This window comes from Janthinobacterium sp. (genome assembly GCF_009923995.1).
Taxonomy (GTDB): Bacteria; Pseudomonadota; Gammaproteobacteria; order Burkholderiales; family Burkholderiaceae_D; genus Janthinobacterium.
The window spans coordinates 22,932-40,017 of sequence record NZ_RFSK01000034.1; the positions used below are offsets into that span (position 1 = coordinate 22,932).

Below are 17,086 nucleotides of genomic sequence, written 5' to 3' on the forward strand. Positions count from 1 at the left end.
CGACGTCTCACTTCTTATCAAGCTGTACATTACTGCAACAGTCGATACAGCATTGTTGGCGGAATAAATAATGAAGTCAAGCGCTTTTCCATCGATATTGCCAAATTCTTCACGACGACCAAAAAAGCAACTCTTGATTTCGGCGGCAAGGTCGCCATCTGCGCAGTATTCAGAAAACGCGTAAGATTGAAAACAATTGGAAAGGCGCAGATATTGCGCATGACAACCACTGTGAAAGCATTAGAATAAGCGTATGGCAACCAAGCACGACTCAGAAACCCTGCTGGAGCGGCAAGTGCTGAAGCCGCCACCGCTCTACCAGGTGGCCTTGCTCAATGACGACTACACCCCGATGGAATTTGTGGTGGCCATCATTCAGGAGTATTTCAACAAGGACCGTGAAACGGCGACGCAAATCATGCTCAGTGTTCATCGCTACGGCAAAGGAGTGTGCGGCGTGTTCTCTAAAGATATAGCGTGTACCAAAGTGGAGTTCGTTTTAACGCATGCGCGCAAGGCGGGGCATCCCCTGCAGTGCGTGATGGAGGAAGTATGATTGCGCAGGAATTAGAAGTAAGTTTGCACATGGCGTTTGTCGAAGCTCGGCAGGCACGGCACGAATTCATCACGGTTGAGCATTTACTGCTGGCACTGCTGGATAATCCCTCCGCTGCTGAGGTATTGCGTGCCTGCGCGGTCAATATTGAAGACCTGCGCAAGACCCTCACCAATTTCATCGGCGATAACACGCCGACCGTGCCGGGCACGGGCGAAGTCGACACCCAGCCGACGCTTGGTTTCCAGCGCGTGATCCAGCGCGCCATCATGCATGTCCAGTCCGCTTCGAACGGCAAGAAGGAAGTCACGGGCGCCAATGTGCTGGTGGCCATCTTCGGCGAAAAGGACTCGCATGCCGTCTACTACCTGCACCAGCAGGGCGTGACGCGCCTGGACGTGGTCAATTTCATCTCGCACGGCGTGCGCAAGGACCAGTCGACGGAAAGCGCGAAAGCCTCCGAAGGCGTGGAAGAAGCGCCCGTCGACGGCCAGCCGAAGGAAAGCCCGCTCGACCAGTTCACGCAAAATCTGAACAAGGCGGCCGCCGAAGGCCGGATCGACCCGCTGATCGGGCGCGAGGATGAAGTCGACCGCGTGATCCAGATCCTGTGCCGCCGCCGCAAGAACAATCCGCTGCTCGTCGGCGAGGCGGGCGTGGGCAAGACGGCCATCGCCGAAGGCCTGGCCTACCGCATCACGCAAAGCGACGTGCCGGAAATCCTGCAGAATGCCGTCGTGTATTCGCTGGACATGGGCGCCTTGCTGGCCGGCACCAAATACCGGGGCGATTTCGAGCAGCGCCTGAAAGCCGTGCTGAAACAGCTGAAGGACAATCCGAACGGCATCCTGTTCATCGACGAGATCCACACCATCATCGGTGCGGGCTCGGCCTCGGGCGGCACGCTGGACGCATCGAACCTGCTGAAGCCGGCACTGGCCAACGGTCAATTGAAGTGCATCGGCGCGACCACGTACACGGAATTCCGCGGCGTGTTCGAGAAAGACCATGCGCTCTCGCGCCGTTTCCAGAAAGTGGACGTCAACGAGCCGACCGTCGAGCAAACGGTGCAGATCTTGCGCGGCCTCAAGTCGCGCTTCGAAGAGCACCATGGCGTGAAATATTCGGCCTCGGCCCTGTCGACGGCGGCGGAACTGGCGGCGCGCTTCATCAACGACCGCCACCTGCCCGACAAGGCGATCGACGTCATCGATGAAGCGGGCGCGGCGCAGCGCATCCTGCCGAAGTCGAAGCAGAAGAAAACCATCGGCAAGGCCGAGATCGAGGACATCATCGCCAAGATCGCCCGCATCCCGCCGCAAACGGTCAACCAGGACGACCGCAGCAAGCTGCAGACGATCGACCGCGACTTGCGCAATGTCGTGTTCGGGCAAGACCCGGCCATCGACGCGCTGGCCTCGGCCATCAAGATGGCACGTGCCGGCCTGGGCAAGACGGACAAGCCGATCGGCTCCTTCCTGTTCTCCGGTCCGACCGGCGTGGGCAAGACCGAGGTGGCGAAACAGCTGGCCTTCATCCTCGGCATCGAGCTGATCCGTTTCGACATGTCGGAATACATGGAACGCCATGCCGTCAGCCGCCTGATCGGCGCGCCGCCGGGCTACGTCGGTTTCGACCAGGGCGGCCTGCTGACGGAAGCGATCACCAAGAAGCCGCATGCGGTCCTGCTGCTCGATGAAATTGAAAAAGCCCATCCGGACATTTTCAACATCCTGCTGCAGGTGATGGACCACGGTACCTTGACGGACAACAATGGCCGCAAAGCCGATTTCCGCAACGTGATCATCATCATGACGACGAATGCGGGCGCGGAAAGCCTGCAAAAGACGTCGATCGGTTTCACCAACTCGAAGCAGGCCGGCGACGAGATGGCCGACATCAAGCGCATGTTCACGCCGGAGTTCCGCAACCGCATCGATGCGACCATCAGCTTCCGCGCGCTGGACCAGGAAATCATCCTGCGCGTGGTCGACAAGTTCCTCATGCAGCTGGAAGAGCAGTTGCACGAGAAAAAGGTCGAAGCCGTCTTCACGGAGAAGCTGCGCACCTTCCTCGGCAAGAAAGGCTTCGATCCGCTGATGGGCGCGCGTCCGATGGCCCGTTTGATCCAGGACATGATCCGCAAGGCGCTGGCCGACGAACTGCTGTTCGGCCGCCTGGTGTCCGGCGGCAAGGTCACGGTCGACCTCGACGACAAGGACCAGGTCTTGCTGGAATTCCCGGAACCGCCCGACGCGGCGCCGACGGCCGCACCGGAAACGGTGGAAGTGGAATAAGCGCAGCCTCGCTGCACCGCAAAAAACCCGCCCACGCAAGTGGCGCGGGTTTTTTTTCGCCGGAACGCGGGCGCTGGAAACTGTTGTGAAAACAGCCTTGTTTAAAAATAGGTATTGCTTTTGCACAAGCTATGCAAGAATCATGATCCGATGTCGGCCCCGCTCCACATCGTTTCGTTTCCATGACCGTTGCTCGATTGCTTATAGACTGCTCACATGAAAATTTCCCGTACCCTTGCCCTCCTGTTGCTCTCCGCCGGCCTGCTGGACAGCGCCGCTGCCGCCGTTGCGCCTGCCGCCGCCAGCTATTTCCGCTTTCCCGCCGTGCGCGGCGATACCGTCGTCTTCACCGCCGAAGGCGACCTGTGGAAGAGCAGCGTGCGCGGCGGCGCCGCGCAGCGCCTGACGACGCATCCCGGCTATGAAACGAACGCGGCGATTTCGCGCGACGGGCAATGGGTGGCGTTTTCCGCCTCGTACGAGGGCGCGCAGGAAGCATATGTGATGCCGCTGGCGGGCGGCTTGCCGCGCCGCATTTCGTATGACAATGGCGGCGTGCTGGTGCTGGGCTGGACGGCGCAGGGCGAAGTGCTGGTCAGCACGCAGAATACGGACGGTCCCGCCTCGCGCCGCATCGTCGCCGCCATCGATCCCGTGAAGCAGACGCGCCGCGTGTTTCCCGTGGCCGACGCCAACGATGCCGTGCTCGACGATGCCGGCACGACCCTGTATTTCACGCGTTTCGGCCTGGCCATGACGAACGACAATGTGCGCAATTACCGCGGCGGCGCGCATGCGACCCTGTGGCGCTACGCGCTGGACGGCAAGGGCGAGGCCGTGCGCATGCACGCGGAGCCTGCCGTGTTGGCGGGCAACAACAAGCGTCCCATGTGGTGGCAGGGCCGTGTCTACTACATCAGCGACGAGGGCGGCAGCGACAATCTGTGGAGCATGCTGCCCGACGGTTCCGACCGCCGCGCCCTGACCACGCACACGCAATGGGACGTGCGCAACGCGGCCCTGGGCGACGGCAAGATCGTCTACCAGCTGGGCGCGGACTTGCACGTGCTGGACCTGAACGGGTCCGGCGCCAGCGAGTCGCAGGCGCTGGCCATCAGCCTCGTGTCCGATTTCGACCAGCAGCGCGCGCGCCAGATCCGCTCGCCGCTCGATACCTTGAGCAATGTCGAAGTGTCCGGCAAGGATGAGCGCATCATCCTCACTGCGCGGGGCCGCGTCAGCATCGCCGGCACGGGCAGCCAGCGCCGGGTCGACATCGCCATACCGGAAGGGGCGCGGGCGCGCGACGCCGTCTTTTCCAGCGACGAGAAAGCCGTCTTCGCCATCGTCGACACGAGCGGCGAAAACGAGATCTGGAAATTCGCCGCCGACGGCTCGGGCCAGGGCGAGCAGCTGACGACGCAGGGCAACAGCCACCGCTGGAAGCTGTATCCGTCGCCGGACGGACGCTGGCTGGCCCACACGGATAAAAAAGGCCGCTTCTGGCTGCTGGACCTGGCCACCCGGGGCAACCAGTTGATCGACGACGCGGGCAAGACGGGCGTGGACAAGCACGACGAAGTGCAATGGTCGCCCGACAGCCGCAACCTGGCCATCGTGCGCGTGGCCAGCAACGAGCAGCGCGAGCAGATCGGCCTGTACAACCTGGGCTCGAAACAGCTGCAGTTCGTCACCAGCGACCGCTACACGTCCGGCTCGCCCGCGTTTTCGCCGGACGGCAAGTGGTTGTATTTCCTGTCGGCGCGTAATTTCCAGCTGGCCAACGGTTCGCCGTGGGGCGACCGCAACATGGGGCCCGTGTTCGACAAGCGCGTCGGCGTGTATGCGCTGGCGCTGCAGCCAGGCAACCGTTTCCCCTTCCAGCCCGACGATGAACTGAGCCGTCCGGGAGTGAAACCGGCCGAAACGGACGATGAAAAGGCGGCCGAACTGGCGGCGGAAAAGGCCCTGGAAAAGGCCGGCGGCAAGACGGCCGTGAAAAAGGCACCGGCCAGCCTGCCGGCCATCGTCGGCCAGGGGCTGGCCGAGCGCCTGTATGAAGTGCCGCTGGCGCCGGGGAACTACACGGCGCTGGCCGTCGACGACAAGCGCCTGTATTTCCTCGAGCGCGAAGGCAGCGAGCGCAAGTCCGGCCTGAAGACCCTGGCGATCGGCAATGCCGGCTCCAAGCCGGAACTGCTGGTGGCGAACGTGCGCGAATTCGACCTGGCGCGCGACAAGAAGCATCTGTACTACCGTACTGCGGCTGAAAACGGCCCGGGCGAGATGCTGGTGATCGAGGCGGGCGCCAAGCTGCCGTCCGACCTGTCGAAGGCCAAGGTCAAGGTCGATGACTGGACGTTTGTGTCGAATCCGCGCCTGGAATGGAAGCAGATGTTCAACGATGCGTGGCGCTTGCACCGCGACTTCCTGTACGACGCGAAGATGCGCGGCGTGGACTGGAAGGCGGCGCGCGACAAGTATGCGCCGCTGGTCGAGCGCGTGACGGACCGCGCCGAACTCAATGACGTGCTGGGCATGATGGTGGCCGAAGTGGGCGCGCTGCATTCGCAGATCCGTCCCGGCGAATTGCGCCGCACGGAGCAGGAAGGCACGCCGGCCGGCCTGGGCGCCGTGCTGGCGCGCACCGGCGACGGCTACAAGGTCGAGCATATCTACCGCAGCGAAGCGGAACTGCCATCGGCGCGCGCGCCCCTGTCGCGCCCCGAGGTCGACGTGAAGGAAGGCGACGTGATCACGGCCGTCAATGGCAAGGACGTCTTGGGCGCGCGCGACATCAGCGACCTGCTGCTGAACCAGGCCGACAAGCAGGTCTTGTTGCAGGTCAAGCGGGGCAATGCCGCGCCGCGCGCCATGATCGTCAAGCCCGTCAACATGGCGAAACAGACGGCGCTGCGCTACGGCGACTGGGAACTGAGCCGCGCCGAGCAGGTGGCGGCCGCCTCGCAAGGGCGCATCGGCTACCTGCACCTGCGCGCCATGGGCCCCAACGACATCGCCTCGTTCGCGCGCGACTTTTACGCCAACATCAACCGCGAAGGTCTGATCATCGACGTGCGGCGCAACAACGGCGGCAATATCGACAGCTGGATCATCGAAAAACTGCTGCGCAAGGCCTGGGCCTACTGGGCGCCGCCGGGCGTGCAGCCGTCGTCGAACATGCAGAACACCTTCCGCGGCCACCTGGTGGTGCTGGTCGATGAACTCACGTATTCCGATGGCGAGACCTTCGCCGCCGGCATCAAGGCCCTGGGACTGGCGCCGCTGGTGGGCAAGCGCACGGCCGGCGCCGGCGTCTGGCTCAGCGACAATACGCGCCTGGCCGACAACGGCATGGCGCGCGTGGCGGAAAACGGCCAGTTCGGCATCGACGGCCAGTGGCTGATCGAAGGCGTGGGCGTGGTGCCGGACGTGGAGGTGGAGAACCCGCCGCACGCCACCTTCAATGGCGCCGACCGCCAGCTGGAAGTGGCGCTCGACATGCTGGCGAAAAAGCTCAGGGAGCAGCCGCGTCCCGCCTTCCAGGCGCAGCCGATTCCCGCGCTGAAGTAGCCTGCCTACAGGCCGGTGACGGCCTTGAACTGCTGCGCGCGGCGGCGCGATACCTCGACCGTGCTGCCGTCCATCAGGCGCAGGTCGAGGCCATCGGCGGCATTGGCCGCGACGTGCCGCACCAGCGCCAGGTTGACGATCTGGCGCCGGTTGGCGCGGAAGAATTGCGCTGGATCAAGACGCTCCTCCAGCTGGTTCAGCGAGCGCAGCATCAGCGGACGCTGCGCCGCGAAATGCACGCGCGTGTAATTGCCTTCCGATTCCAGCAGGCGTATCTCTTCTAGCGCGACGAACCAGCAGCGGTCCCCATCCTTGATGAACACCTTGCGCGGTACCGGCGATGGCGCGGCCTGCACGCGCGCGCCGACGCGCGCCAGCGCCGTCGCCAGGCGCGCCGCCTGGACGGGCTTTTGCAGGTAGTCGAGGGCGCTCACCTCGAACGCCTGCAGCGCGTACCGGTCGAAGGCGGTGCAGAAGATCACGTCGGGCGCGTCGTCGAGCGCGGCCAGCAGGTCGAAGCCGGAGGCACCCGGCATCTGCACGTCGAGCAGCAGCAGGTCGGGCCGCAGCTTGGCGACTTGCGCGATGGCGTCGGCCGCGCTGGCCGCCTCGCCCACGATGTCCACCAGCGGATGTGCCGCCAGCAGGCGGCGCAATTCGGCGCGCGCCAGGCGCTCGTCGTCCACCAGCAGCACGGAGAGCCGCCGCGCGCTCACGGCTGCTCCGGCAGATGCATCGTGGCGTACACCCAGCCCGCCTGTTCGCGCAATTCCAGGCTGGCGTGCTCGCCGCAGGCCAGTTCCAGGCGCTGGCGCGCATTGCGCAGGCCCACGCAGGTGGAGCCCGACGCGCTGCACAAGCGGCCCGTGTTGGCCACTTCGATGGCCAGCATGGCCGTGCCATCCGCGTCGCCGGCCCGCCGCGCCGCGATGCGGATGTCGCCGCCGCCGGCGCTCGCCTCGACGCCATACTTGACGGCGTTTTCCACCAGCGTTTGCAGGGCCATGGGCGGCACGCGCACGTGCGCCAGGCCGGGCGCGATGTCGAAGGCGACGCGCAGGCGCTCCTCGAAGCGGCACTGCTCGATGGCCAGGTAGGCGCGCACGGCCTCCAGTTCGGCCGCCAGCGGCACCGTCGCGTGCTGGCCCGACTGCAGCGCATGGCGCATCAGGTTGGCCAACTGATCGATCATGTGCGCGGCCGCCTCGCGGTCTTCGTAGACCAGCGCGCGCACGCTGTTGAGGCTATTGAAGAAGAAATGCGGATTGACCTGTGCCTGCAGGGCGCGCAGCTGGGCTTCGCGCGCATGCAGCTGCAGTCGCAGCGCCTCGGCTTCCAGCTGCTTGGCGCGGCGCAGCGAGACGATCATCGAGTACAGGATGGTCCACACGAGGAAGGTGCTGAACCAGGAAAGCAGTGCGAAGGGCAGCCAGTCCAGATTGCGGATGGCGCCGAAGGGGCGCAGGACGAGGTAGCCGCCTGCCACCAGCGCCGTCTGCGCGAGCGCCAGTACCGCGCAGGCAGGCAGGATGCGCTGCCACGCGAAATGGCGCGCCACCCAGCCGTGGCGGCGCAGCCAGCGCCGCCACAGGATCGACAGGCCCAGCCCGCAGGCGGCACCCCACCAGCACACGCCGATGACGGCCCAGCCGTCGCCGTTGCGGGGCAGGCCGAGCCAGGTCAGCAGGGCCATGATGCTCCAGCCGGCCAGCTGGAAGACCCAGTACCAGTTGACTCTGGCCAGCAGCGGCGGGCGGTCGGGCGGCGCGGTCATGGCCTAGTTCAGGAACTGTTCGATGCGCCCGAACATCCAGTCCGGTTCGTCGTACATGATGAAGTGGCGCGCCGTGTCGGCCATCTCGATGCGCGCACCTGGCAGCTGCGCAAACTGGCTGCGGAAGGTCTGTTCGATGGCCGCGCGCGGCGCATAGTCCTTGTAGGCGATCCAGGTGCCCAGCACCAGGGTGGGCGACTGCACTTTCGCCACGTCCTGCCGCAAGTCGCTGGCCAGCAGGGTGCCCATGGCCTTGATCACGGTATCCTGGTCGGAACGCTGGCCCCAGCCGATGATGCGCTCGACGTCGGCTGGCGCGGTCGCCATGCCGGCGATGCTGCGGCGCTGGCTGGCGCTGGCCGTCGCCGCGTCCTGGGCCCGCATGGCCGCCTGCATCTGCGCGGACATGGCTTGCAGCTGCTGCGGCGTGGCGCTCGGCATCTGCGTCGCGCCCAGCGCCGGCAGCGAGTCGACGATCACCAGCTTGCCCGCCTGCTGCGGATGGTCGATCGCCAGTTTCAGGGCGAGGAAGCCGCCCAGGCTATGGCCGATGATGGCCGGCTGGCCCAGTTTCTGCGCCACGATGTACTCGGCCAGCTGCTGCTCCGCCTGCGCCAGCACGTCGCCAGCGACGGCAGGCACGCCGGCAAAGCCGGCCAGGGTCAGCACATGGCACTGGCGCCCGGCCTGCGGTCCGCACAGGCGCGCCACCGTGCCTTGCCATACTTCGCCCGACGATGCCAGGCCGGGAATCAGGACGACGGGCCGGCCCTGGCCCGTGACGTCCACCTTGAATGCCGTCGGCGCGGCGGCATGGCTGGCGCTCGCCAACAGCAGGGTAGCGAGCAAGGTCAATGTTTGCAGTGTTCGTTTCATGATGTGTTCCTCCTTGACGACGATGCTAGCGGCACGGGCAGCGCGCCGCCAGCGCTGCGGGATGAGCGGCGGCAGGCCGGGATGAATGGTTCAGATCCATTCGTCCTGGTCGGGCCGGTGGTCGGGCAGGTAGGTCAGGTACTGCACCATGCGCGGCGACGGGCCGTGGTTGGGCGTGGCGCAATGGGGCAGGGCCTGGTGCCAGATGATGAAATCGCCGGCGTTGCCTTCGACGGCCACGGGCTGCAGGTTCCCGGCGGCCCATTCGCGCGGCGCGGCGCCCGGTGGCAGCTCCCGCAGCCAGTCGGCGATGCGGTGCTGGAAACCGGGCACGCAGTGGAAGGCGCCGTGCCGCGCCGGGCAGTCGCTCAGGTACAGCATGCCTTGCAGCTTGAACGGAATCGGCAGCTTCAGGCTGACATCCCAGTGCAGGGCGCTGCCGAGGAAGCGGTCCTGCGGGGTTTCCGGCGGATTGAAGCTCACCTTGTCGATGGTGGGATAGATGCTGGCGGCGCAGCCATACAGCTGCTGATAGGCGCGGCGCAGATACGCGCCGTGGCGGATTTCCTCAAGGGCGGGGTGGTCGGAAAACTGCAGCATCAGCCCCCGCTTGCCCGGATGCGGCCGGTACCAGGATGCCGCGTCCCCGGCGCTGGCGCCCAGGTAGTCCCAGATGGCCTGCCGGGCGGCGTGGCACTGCGCCTGTGGCACCGCGCCGCGCAGCACCAGGTAGCCGTGCTCCTCGAAGTGGCGCAGCTCGTCGGCCGACAGCACGTCCTCGTGCGCGCTGCCCGCGTGGGCGGGCCGGGCGCGCGTGCGGCCCGCCAGCCAGCTCCTGAAGGCGTCCAGGGTGGGCCGCTGCAGGTACAGGAATTGCAGCGCATCTTCCATCGAGATGCCGCGCGCGTACAGCGCCTTGATGTCCTGGTGGTCGCGCGCGAGTCTGTTCGCGCCGGGTGTGCCGGCGGGCTGGGTGCAGCGCTGCCACAAGTCGTGCAAATGAGGCCAGTCGTCCATGGTAGGGGATCGGGAAGTGGGAAAAAGGTCAGCCGCTGCGCAGGCGGCGCCACAGGGTCGTGCGGCTGATGCCCAGGTAGCTGGCGGCGGCGTCGCGGCGCCCGCCGAAGCGGGCCAGCACGGCGCTGGCGCTTTCGTCCTGCCGGTGCGGCGCGATGGCTGCCGGCGCTGCCGGCGCAACCGCCGCAACAGTGTCCTGCGCCAGTTCCGGCGCCACGCCCAGCACGAAGGCCGGCGTCAGTGCCTGCAGCGGCTCGGCGGCCAGGAACAGCGCCAGGCGCTCGGCCAGGTTGCGCAGTTCGCGCACGTTGCCGGGCCAGGCGTAGCGGCGCAGCAGGGGCGCGCAGGCCTGCACCTCCGCATGCAGGTTCGGATGGGGGCGCGCGCCCAGCGCGGCCAGGGCGTTTTTCAGCGACCATTCGGCCAGGCCGGGTATGTCGCCGGCGCGCTCGCGCAGGGCCGGCAGGTGCAGGCGCAGCACGGCCAGGCGGTAGAACAGGTCGGCGCGGAAGCGGCCTTCACGGATGCGCTGTTCCAGGTCGCAGTGGGTGGCGCTGATGATGCGCACGTTGATGGCGATGGGCCGCGTGCCGCCCACGCGCACCACTTCGCGCTCTTCCAGCACGCGCAGCAGTCGCGTTTGCAGGGCCAGCGGCATTTCGCCGATTTCGTCTAGGAAGAGGGTGCCGTGGTTGGCCGCCTCGAACAGGCCCGCATGGCCGCCCCGGCGCGCGCCCGTGAAGGCCCCGTCCTCGTGGCCGAACAGCTCCGATTCCAGCAGGGACTCGGCGATGGCGCCGCAATTGATGGCGATGAAGGGGCGGTTCGCGCCCAGGCTGCGGGGGCTTTCGCGGTGGATGGCCTGCGCCACGAGTTCCTTGCCGCTGCCCGTCTCGCCCTGGATCAGCACCGTCGCCGGCGAGCGGGCAAACAGCACCACCGACTGGCGCAGCGCTTCCATCGCTTCGGAGTCGCCGCGCAGGTCGTGCAGGCCGTGCCGCGCGCGCAGGGTGTCGGCGACGACTGTGCGCCGGCTGCGGCCGGATTCGAGCTGGGTCAGGCGCGCCAGTTCCAGCGCGTCGTCGAAGGCGCGCCGGATGGAGGTGGCCGAATACACGAAGACGGCGGCCAGTCCTGCTTCCTCGGCCAGGTCGGTGACGAGGCCCGCGCCGACGACGGCTTTCACGCCCGCCGCCTTCAGTTCATTGATCTGCGCGCGCGCGTCTTCTTCCGTGGCGTAGGTGCGTTGAAAGATCTGGAAGCCGAAGGTGGCGGCAAATTCGGCCAGTTCCGGCATCGGGTCCTGGTAGGTGACGACGCCGATCTGCGGCGAGATGCGCCGCGCGCGCGCCAGCGCCTGCATCACGTCGTAGCCGCTGGCCTTGGCGATGATGACGGGGACCGACAGGCGCCCCTTCAGGTAGGCGCCGTTCGAGCCGGCCGCGATGACGGCGTCGCAGCGCTCGGTGGCCATGCGCTCGCGGATGTGGCGCACGGCGTCGTCGAAGCCCAGGTTGATCGGTTCGATGGCCGCCAGGTCGTCGTATTCGAGCGTGATGTCGCGGAACAGGTCGAACAGGCGCGAGACGGAGACGGTCCAGATGACGGGTTTGTCGCGGTGGTCGAGCGGGGGATGGGAAGGGCGGCGCATGCTTTATTCTAAACGATTTGTTTCATCTTTTTTGCGTTGCAACGCCGCTGCAACAGGCGCGTTGCAAGTGGTCTGTGGCGTTTCAGATATTGCCAAGAAGGAATATTAAAAAAGCGTGGAAAACTGGTTTATGATCTAGCAGCACCATGATGCCTATGGAATATATTGCCCAGGCGCATGTTCGACCGTTACCAACCGACCCATGGTGTCCATGAACCGCGTACCGACCAGTCCCGATTTCATCGCCGATGCCTTGCAGCTGATCGCCTTGCCCGCCTGCGCCTGCGCCTGCGATGCCGGCGGCACGGTGCTGGCGGTGAACGATGCTCTGTGCGCCTTGCTGGGCATGGACATCTCGGGCCGTCAGCTGGCCGGCTGTTTCAGCCAGGCTTACCGCGCCTCGAGCAGCAGCATGCTGCGCGCGGCGCTGGGTCCGGCGGGCCGCGAACGGCACTGGGACAGCAGCCTGCAGGGCGCCGATGGCGCCGTCGCCGTGCAGGTGTGGGCCAGGCCGCTGCCCGTGGAAGACGGCTTGCCGGGCGCGACCCTCGTGTTTGCCGACATCAGCGTGCAGCAGCGCGACCAGCAGGCGCTGCGCAAGACCCTGCTGGAACAGCAGGCCATCCTGGAAAGCGCGGCCGTGGGTATCGTGTTTTCCAAGGGCGGCTTCATCGAGGAGTGCAACAGCCGCGCCGCCGAAATGCTCGGCTATGCGCGCCACCAGCTGACGGGGCTGCCGGGCGCGGTGCTGTACCGCTCCGCCGCGCACTGCCGCGCGCTGGGGCTGGAAGCGGCGCCGCTGCTCTCCACGGGCAAGCCCTACCGCACGGAAGTGGAATTGCGGCGCCAGGACGGTTCGCTGTTCTGGAGCCGGCTGCACGGGCGCGCCGTCGACCCGCTCAATACGCATGACGGCACGGTATGGATTATCGAGGATATCAGCGACCACCGGCGTGACGAAGATCAACTGCGGCGCGCCATGCTGGAAATGCAGGCCGTGATGGACAACGCGCCGCTGGCCATCGGCTTCCAGCGCGACACGGGCGTGCTGCGCTATAACCGGCGCTTCGCCGAATGCTTCGGCTTTGACGGCGACAGCGGCGTGGGCTTGCCGGTGGCCGACCTGTACCCGTCGCGCGCCGCATACGAAAGCGTGGTGCGGCAGGCGGCGCCCCTGCTGCGGCGCGGCCTGCCCTTCCAGGGCGAGATGGAGATGCGCCGCCGCGACGGCTCGACCTTCTGGGCGCTGGCCTATGGCTACGTGCTCAATCCGGAACAGCAGCCCGACCGCGCGCTGCACGACACGATCTGGCTGTTCGACGACCGCAGCGCGCAGAAGGCGGCCGAGGAGGCGACGCGCCAGCTGATGCTGGAGCAGCAGGCCATCCTCGACAATGCCTCCGTCGGCATCCTGTTTTCCCGTTCGCGCCTGGTCCTGCGCTGCAATCCCCGCTTCGCCGAGATGTTCGGCTACGCGCAGGACGAGATGACGGGCCTGCCCGCCGCCGCGCTGTTTCCCTCGCCCGCCGCCTACGAGGAATTCGGCGTGCAGGCCACGCCGCTGCTGGGGCAGGGCTTGCCGTACGAGCAGGACGAGTCGCTGTTCCGCCGCCGCGACGGCACGCTGTTCTGGTGCCGCATCCGCGCCAAGGCCGTCGACCAGGCGCACAGCGAGCAGGGCACCATCTGGATACTCGAAGACGTCACGGCCAGCCGCCAGACGCAGATGGAAGTGGCGGCCATCATGACGAATGCCTCGGTGAGCATCCTGTACACCAAGAACCGCCTGATCACGCGCTATAACCTGGGCTTTGCCGCCATGTTCGGCTACAGCGGCGACGAGGCGCTGGGGCTGCCCGGGCGCGCGCTGTACGTGTCGCAGCAGTCCTACGAGCTGCTGGGCGCCGCCGCCTTCCCCTTCCTCTCCGTGGGCAAGCCGTTCCAGACGGAAGTGGAAATGATGCGCCGCGACGGCAGCACCTTGTGGGCGCAGCTGATCGCCTACGTCGTCAATCCCGACGATCCCGCCGCCGGCACCATCTGGATCATCGAGGACCGCACGGAAGCGAAGCGCGCCGAGGAATCCCTGCGCAACGCGCTGCTGGAAAACCAGGCCATCCTCGACAGCGCCGTGCTGGGCATCTCGGTGGTGGAGGGCGGATACAATTTGCGCAGCAACAGCAAGATGGAGGAGCTGTTCGGCTATGCGCCCGGCGAGATCAACGGCCTGTCGGTGCAGGCGCTGTATCCGGACGTGGCGGCCTGGAAGGCGGCGCGCAGCGAGACGGCGCGCGATTTCGAGGCCGGCAGGGTGCACATGTCGGAATACCAGCTGGTGCGCAAGGACGGCAGCCGCTTCTGGGCGCGCCTGTCGGGCCGGCCGTTCGACCTGGCGCATGCGCATGGCCGCTCCGTGTGGCTGGTCGACGACGTGACGGCGCGCCGCGAGGCGGCCGAAGCGGTGCGCCGCGCGCGCGACGAGCTGGAATTGCGGGTGCAGGAACGCACGGCCGAACTGGCCGGCGCCAACCTGCTGCTGCAGGGCGAAATCGTCGAGCGGCGCCAGGCCGAGGCGCGCGTGCACCACATGGCCTATCACGATAACCTGACGGGCCTGCCGAACCGCGCGCTGCTGTCGGACCGCCTGGAGCGGGCCATGCTGGCGTCGCAGCGCTCCGGACGCAAGCTGGCCGTGATGTTCATCGACCTGGACCGCTTCAAGACCATCAACGACTCGCTGGGCCACATGACGGGCGACCTGCTGCTCAAGGAAGTGGCCGGGCGCCTGTGCCGCGCCGTGCGCGCCAGCGACACGGTGGCGCGCCTGGGCGGCGATGAATTCGTCGTGCTGGTGCCGGGCATCCGCGGCGCCGACGAGGCGGCGCGCGTGGCCGAGAAGATCATCGAGGCCCTGACGCCCGCCTTTCCGCTCGATGGCCACGTGCTGCACGTGACGCCGTCGATCGGCATTTGCGTGTATCCGGACGATGGCGGCGATGTCGACTCGCTGATGCGCCATGCCGACGCGGCCATGTATCACGCCAAGGGCAATGGCCGCAACAACTACCAGTTCTTCACGCAGACGATGAACCACGCGGCGGCGCTGCACTTCGACCTGGAAAGCAGCTTGCGCACGGCGTTGGCGCAGCAGCAGTTCGAGCTGTTTTACCAGCCCGTCATCGACATCGCCACGCGGCGCCTGCACGGCATGGAAGTGCTGCTGCGCTGGCGCCGTCCCGGCCACGGCCTGGTGCTGCCGGACCGCTTCATTCCCATCATGGAGGAAAACGGCCTGATCGTGCCCGTCGGCGAGTGGGTCATGCGCCAGGCCTGCGAGCAAAGCATGGCGTGGCAGCGCCAGGGCCTGCGGCCGGTGCCGCTGGCGGTGAACCTGTCGCCGCGCCAATTCATGCACAAGGGGCTGGTGGCCACCATCGGCGCCGTGGTGCGCGAGACGGGCATCGATCCGGCGCTGCTCGAATTCGAGATCACCGAGACGGCACTGATGCAGCATGGCGAGCATACGCTGGAGATTTTGCGCCAGATCAACGGCATGGGACTGCGCCTGTCGATCGACGACTTCGGCACGGGCTATTCCAGCCTGGCCTACCTGAAGCGCTTCCCCGTGAAGAAGGTCAAGATCGACCGCGCCTTCATCAAGGACCTGGAACACAGCGGGGAAGACCGCGCCATCGTGGCCGCCATCATCGCGCTGGCCGACAGCCTGCAATTGTCGGCCGTGGCCGAGGGCGTGGAGACGGAGGAGCAGTTCGCCCTGCTGCAGGCGAGCGGCTGCCGCTATGCCCAGGGCTATCTGTTTTCCGCGCCCGTGCCGGCGATCAATGCGCAGGCTTTGCTGGAACGCCTGACATAAGCTGCTGCGTTTCTGTCAGGCGTTCTTGATCGATCAGTCGATGGTGGCCACGACGGGGGCATGGCCGGACGGCTGCTCCCACTTGCGGGGCGAGCGTTCCACTGTCGATGATGCGTGCCTTGTCTAGTCGATGGTGGCCGCGACGGGTGCATGGCCGGACGGCTGCTCCCCCTTGCGGGGCGAGCGTTCCACTGTCGATGATGCGCGCCTTGTCTGGTCGATGGTGGCCACGACGGGTGCATGGCCGGACGGCTGCTCCCCCTTGCGGGGCGAGCGTTCCACTGTCGATGATGCGCGCCTTGGCTAGTCGATGGTGGCCACGACGGGCGCATGGTCGGACGGCTGCTCCCACTTGCGGGGCACGCGGTCGATGATGCAGGCGCTGCAGCGGGCCGCCAGGGCGGGCGAGAGCAGGATGTGGTCGATGCGCAGGCCCTTGTTCAGGCGGAAGCCCAGCTGGCGGTAATCCCACCAGCTGAACGATTTTTCCGCCTGCTCGAACAGGCGGAAGGCGTCCGTCAGGCCGATGTCGAGCAGGCGCTGCAGGGCGGCGCGTTCCTTGTCCGACACGAGTACCTGGCCTTCCCAGGCGACCGGGTCATGCACGTCGCGGTCGTCGGGCGCGATGTTGTAGTCGCCGACGACGGCCAGCTGCGGGTGCTGCTGCGCTTCCTCGGCCAGCCAGTCGTGCAGGGCGGCCAGCCAGCCCAGCTTGTATTCGTACTTGTCCGAATCGACGCTCTGGCCGTTCGGCACATAGGCGCAGACGACGCGCACGCCGCCGATGGTGGCGGCCAGGATGCGCTGCTGCGCATCTTCGTAGCGCGGGTTGTTCTTCACCACCTCGGTGATCGGCAGCTTAGACAGGATGGCCACGCCGTTGTAGGTCTTCTGGCCGCTGAAGACCACCTGGTAGCCGGCCGCCTCGATCTCGGCGACGGGGAACTTGTCGTCCGTCAGCTTGGTCTCCTGCAGGCAGAGTATGTCGACCGGGTTGTCTGCCAGCCACTGCAATACTTGCGGCAGGCGCACTTTGAGCGAGTTGACGTTCCAGGTGGCGAGTTTCATGGGAAAAATCCTTGCTTGATAGGTAAAGGCAGCGCCAGGCGCTGCGGTCATGACTGCGGCGATGATTGCATGCCGATAGGCGCGAATCTTACCGCATGCCTGCCGCTGGCGTCCTGCCCGGCCCGGTTCGCGCGCGCTTTATTTGCTTGGCGGGAAAAAGAGTATGAAAAAAGTATTTATTTTTAACCAATCGTGGCGCATGAATATTATGTTTTTGTGTATGATTGATCAACCCCTATGTTTGATTTGGCATAAGTGGCCGGCGCGGCATGCTGCGTATGGCCATTTAACGCGACAAAGGTGTAAAGTTTCTCGCTAAAACGCGATAAAAACTACTAAAATGGCAGAATGTAACAACTGTGTCACACGGCTTTGTTACAGCCAAGTTAACACCCAGACT

The 17,086-nt window shown here is 66.1% G+C and carries 11 protein-coding genes; 4 read left to right on the forward strand and 7 right to left on the reverse strand.

The annotated features are described in order from the left end of the window. Nucleotides 1–253: 253 nt before the first annotated feature. The 3 genes from clpS to EBS11_RS17160 all read left to right on the forward strand — a co-directional run bounded on the left by clpS (nt 254) and on the right by EBS11_RS17160 (nt 6,426). Complete coding sequence (gene clpS / locus EBS11_RS17150) at nt 254–556, forward strand: ATP-dependent Clp protease adapter ClpS (RefSeq protein ID WP_070221390.1); 303 nt, start codon at nt 254–256, stop codon at nt 554–556. Further along, nucleotides 553–2,853: an ATP-dependent Clp protease ATP-binding subunit ClpA gene (gene clpA / locus EBS11_RS17155; RefSeq protein ID WP_290604718.1), complete on the forward strand. Its 2,301-nt coding sequence runs from the start codon at nt 553–555 to the stop codon at nt 2,851–2,853. Before clpS ends, clpA begins: the two co-directional genes overlap by 4 nt. Before the next feature lie 216 nt (nt 2,854–3,069). Beyond that, on the forward strand, nt 3,070–6,426 hold the full coding sequence (locus EBS11_RS17160) for a S41 family peptidase (protein WP_290604719.1): 3,357 nt from the start codon (nt 3,070–3,072) through the stop codon (nt 6,424–6,426). A gap of 5 nt (nt 6,427–6,431) precedes the next feature. Here the strand turns inward: EBS11_RS17160 and EBS11_RS17165 are convergent, their stop codons facing one another. From EBS11_RS17165 to prpR, 5 genes are all read right to left on the reverse strand, one after another. Then, on the reverse strand, nt 6,432–7,142 hold the full coding sequence (locus EBS11_RS17165; protein ID WP_290604720.1) for a LytTR family DNA-binding domain-containing protein: 711 nt from the start codon (nt 7,140–7,142) through the stop codon (nt 6,432–6,434). Beyond that, nucleotides 7,139–8,200 (reverse strand): histidine kinase, encoded by a 1,062-nt coding sequence (locus tag EBS11_RS17170; RefSeq protein WP_290604721.1) that lies wholly within the window; start codon nt 8,198–8,200, stop codon nt 7,139–7,141. Before EBS11_RS17170 ends, EBS11_RS17165 begins: the two co-directional genes overlap by 4 nt. Nucleotides 8,201–8,203: 3 nt before the next feature. Beyond that, complete coding sequence (locus EBS11_RS17175; protein WP_290604722.1) at nt 8,204–9,076, reverse strand: alpha/beta hydrolase; 873 nt, start codon at nt 9,074–9,076, stop codon at nt 8,204–8,206. A gap of 90 nt (nt 9,077–9,166) precedes the next feature. After that, entirely contained in the window at nt 9,167–10,093 is a 927-nt protein-coding gene (locus tag EBS11_RS17180; protein ID WP_290604723.1) for a phytanoyl-CoA dioxygenase family protein, read from the reverse strand. Nucleotides 10,094–10,121: 28 nt separating this feature from the next. Further along, entirely contained in the window at nt 10,122–11,744 is a 1,623-nt protein-coding gene (gene prpR, locus EBS11_RS17185) for a propionate catabolism operon regulatory protein PrpR (RefSeq protein WP_290604724.1), read from the reverse strand. A gap of 211 nt (nt 11,745–11,955) precedes the next feature. Here prpR and EBS11_RS17190 point away from each other — a divergent pair, with 211 nt between their 5' ends. Next, complete coding sequence (locus tag EBS11_RS17190; protein WP_290604725.1) at nt 11,956–15,618, forward strand: bifunctional diguanylate cyclase/phosphodiesterase; 3,663 nt, start codon at nt 11,956–11,958, stop codon at nt 15,616–15,618. A 123-nt stretch (nt 15,619–15,741) separates the two neighbouring features. Here EBS11_RS17190 and EBS11_RS17195 read toward each other — a convergent pair whose 3' ends face one another. Together EBS11_RS17195 and xth are read right to left on the reverse strand one after the other, a co-directional pair. Next, complete coding sequence (locus EBS11_RS17195) at nt 15,742–15,900, reverse strand: hypothetical protein (RefSeq protein WP_290604726.1); 159 nt, start codon at nt 15,898–15,900, stop codon at nt 15,742–15,744. Nucleotides 15,901–15,921: 21 nt separating this feature from the next. After that, complete coding sequence (gene xth / locus EBS11_RS17200) at nt 15,922–16,686, reverse strand: exodeoxyribonuclease III (RefSeq protein ID WP_290604727.1); 765 nt, start codon at nt 16,684–16,686, stop codon at nt 15,922–15,924. Nucleotides 16,687–17,086: the final 400 nt, after the last annotated feature.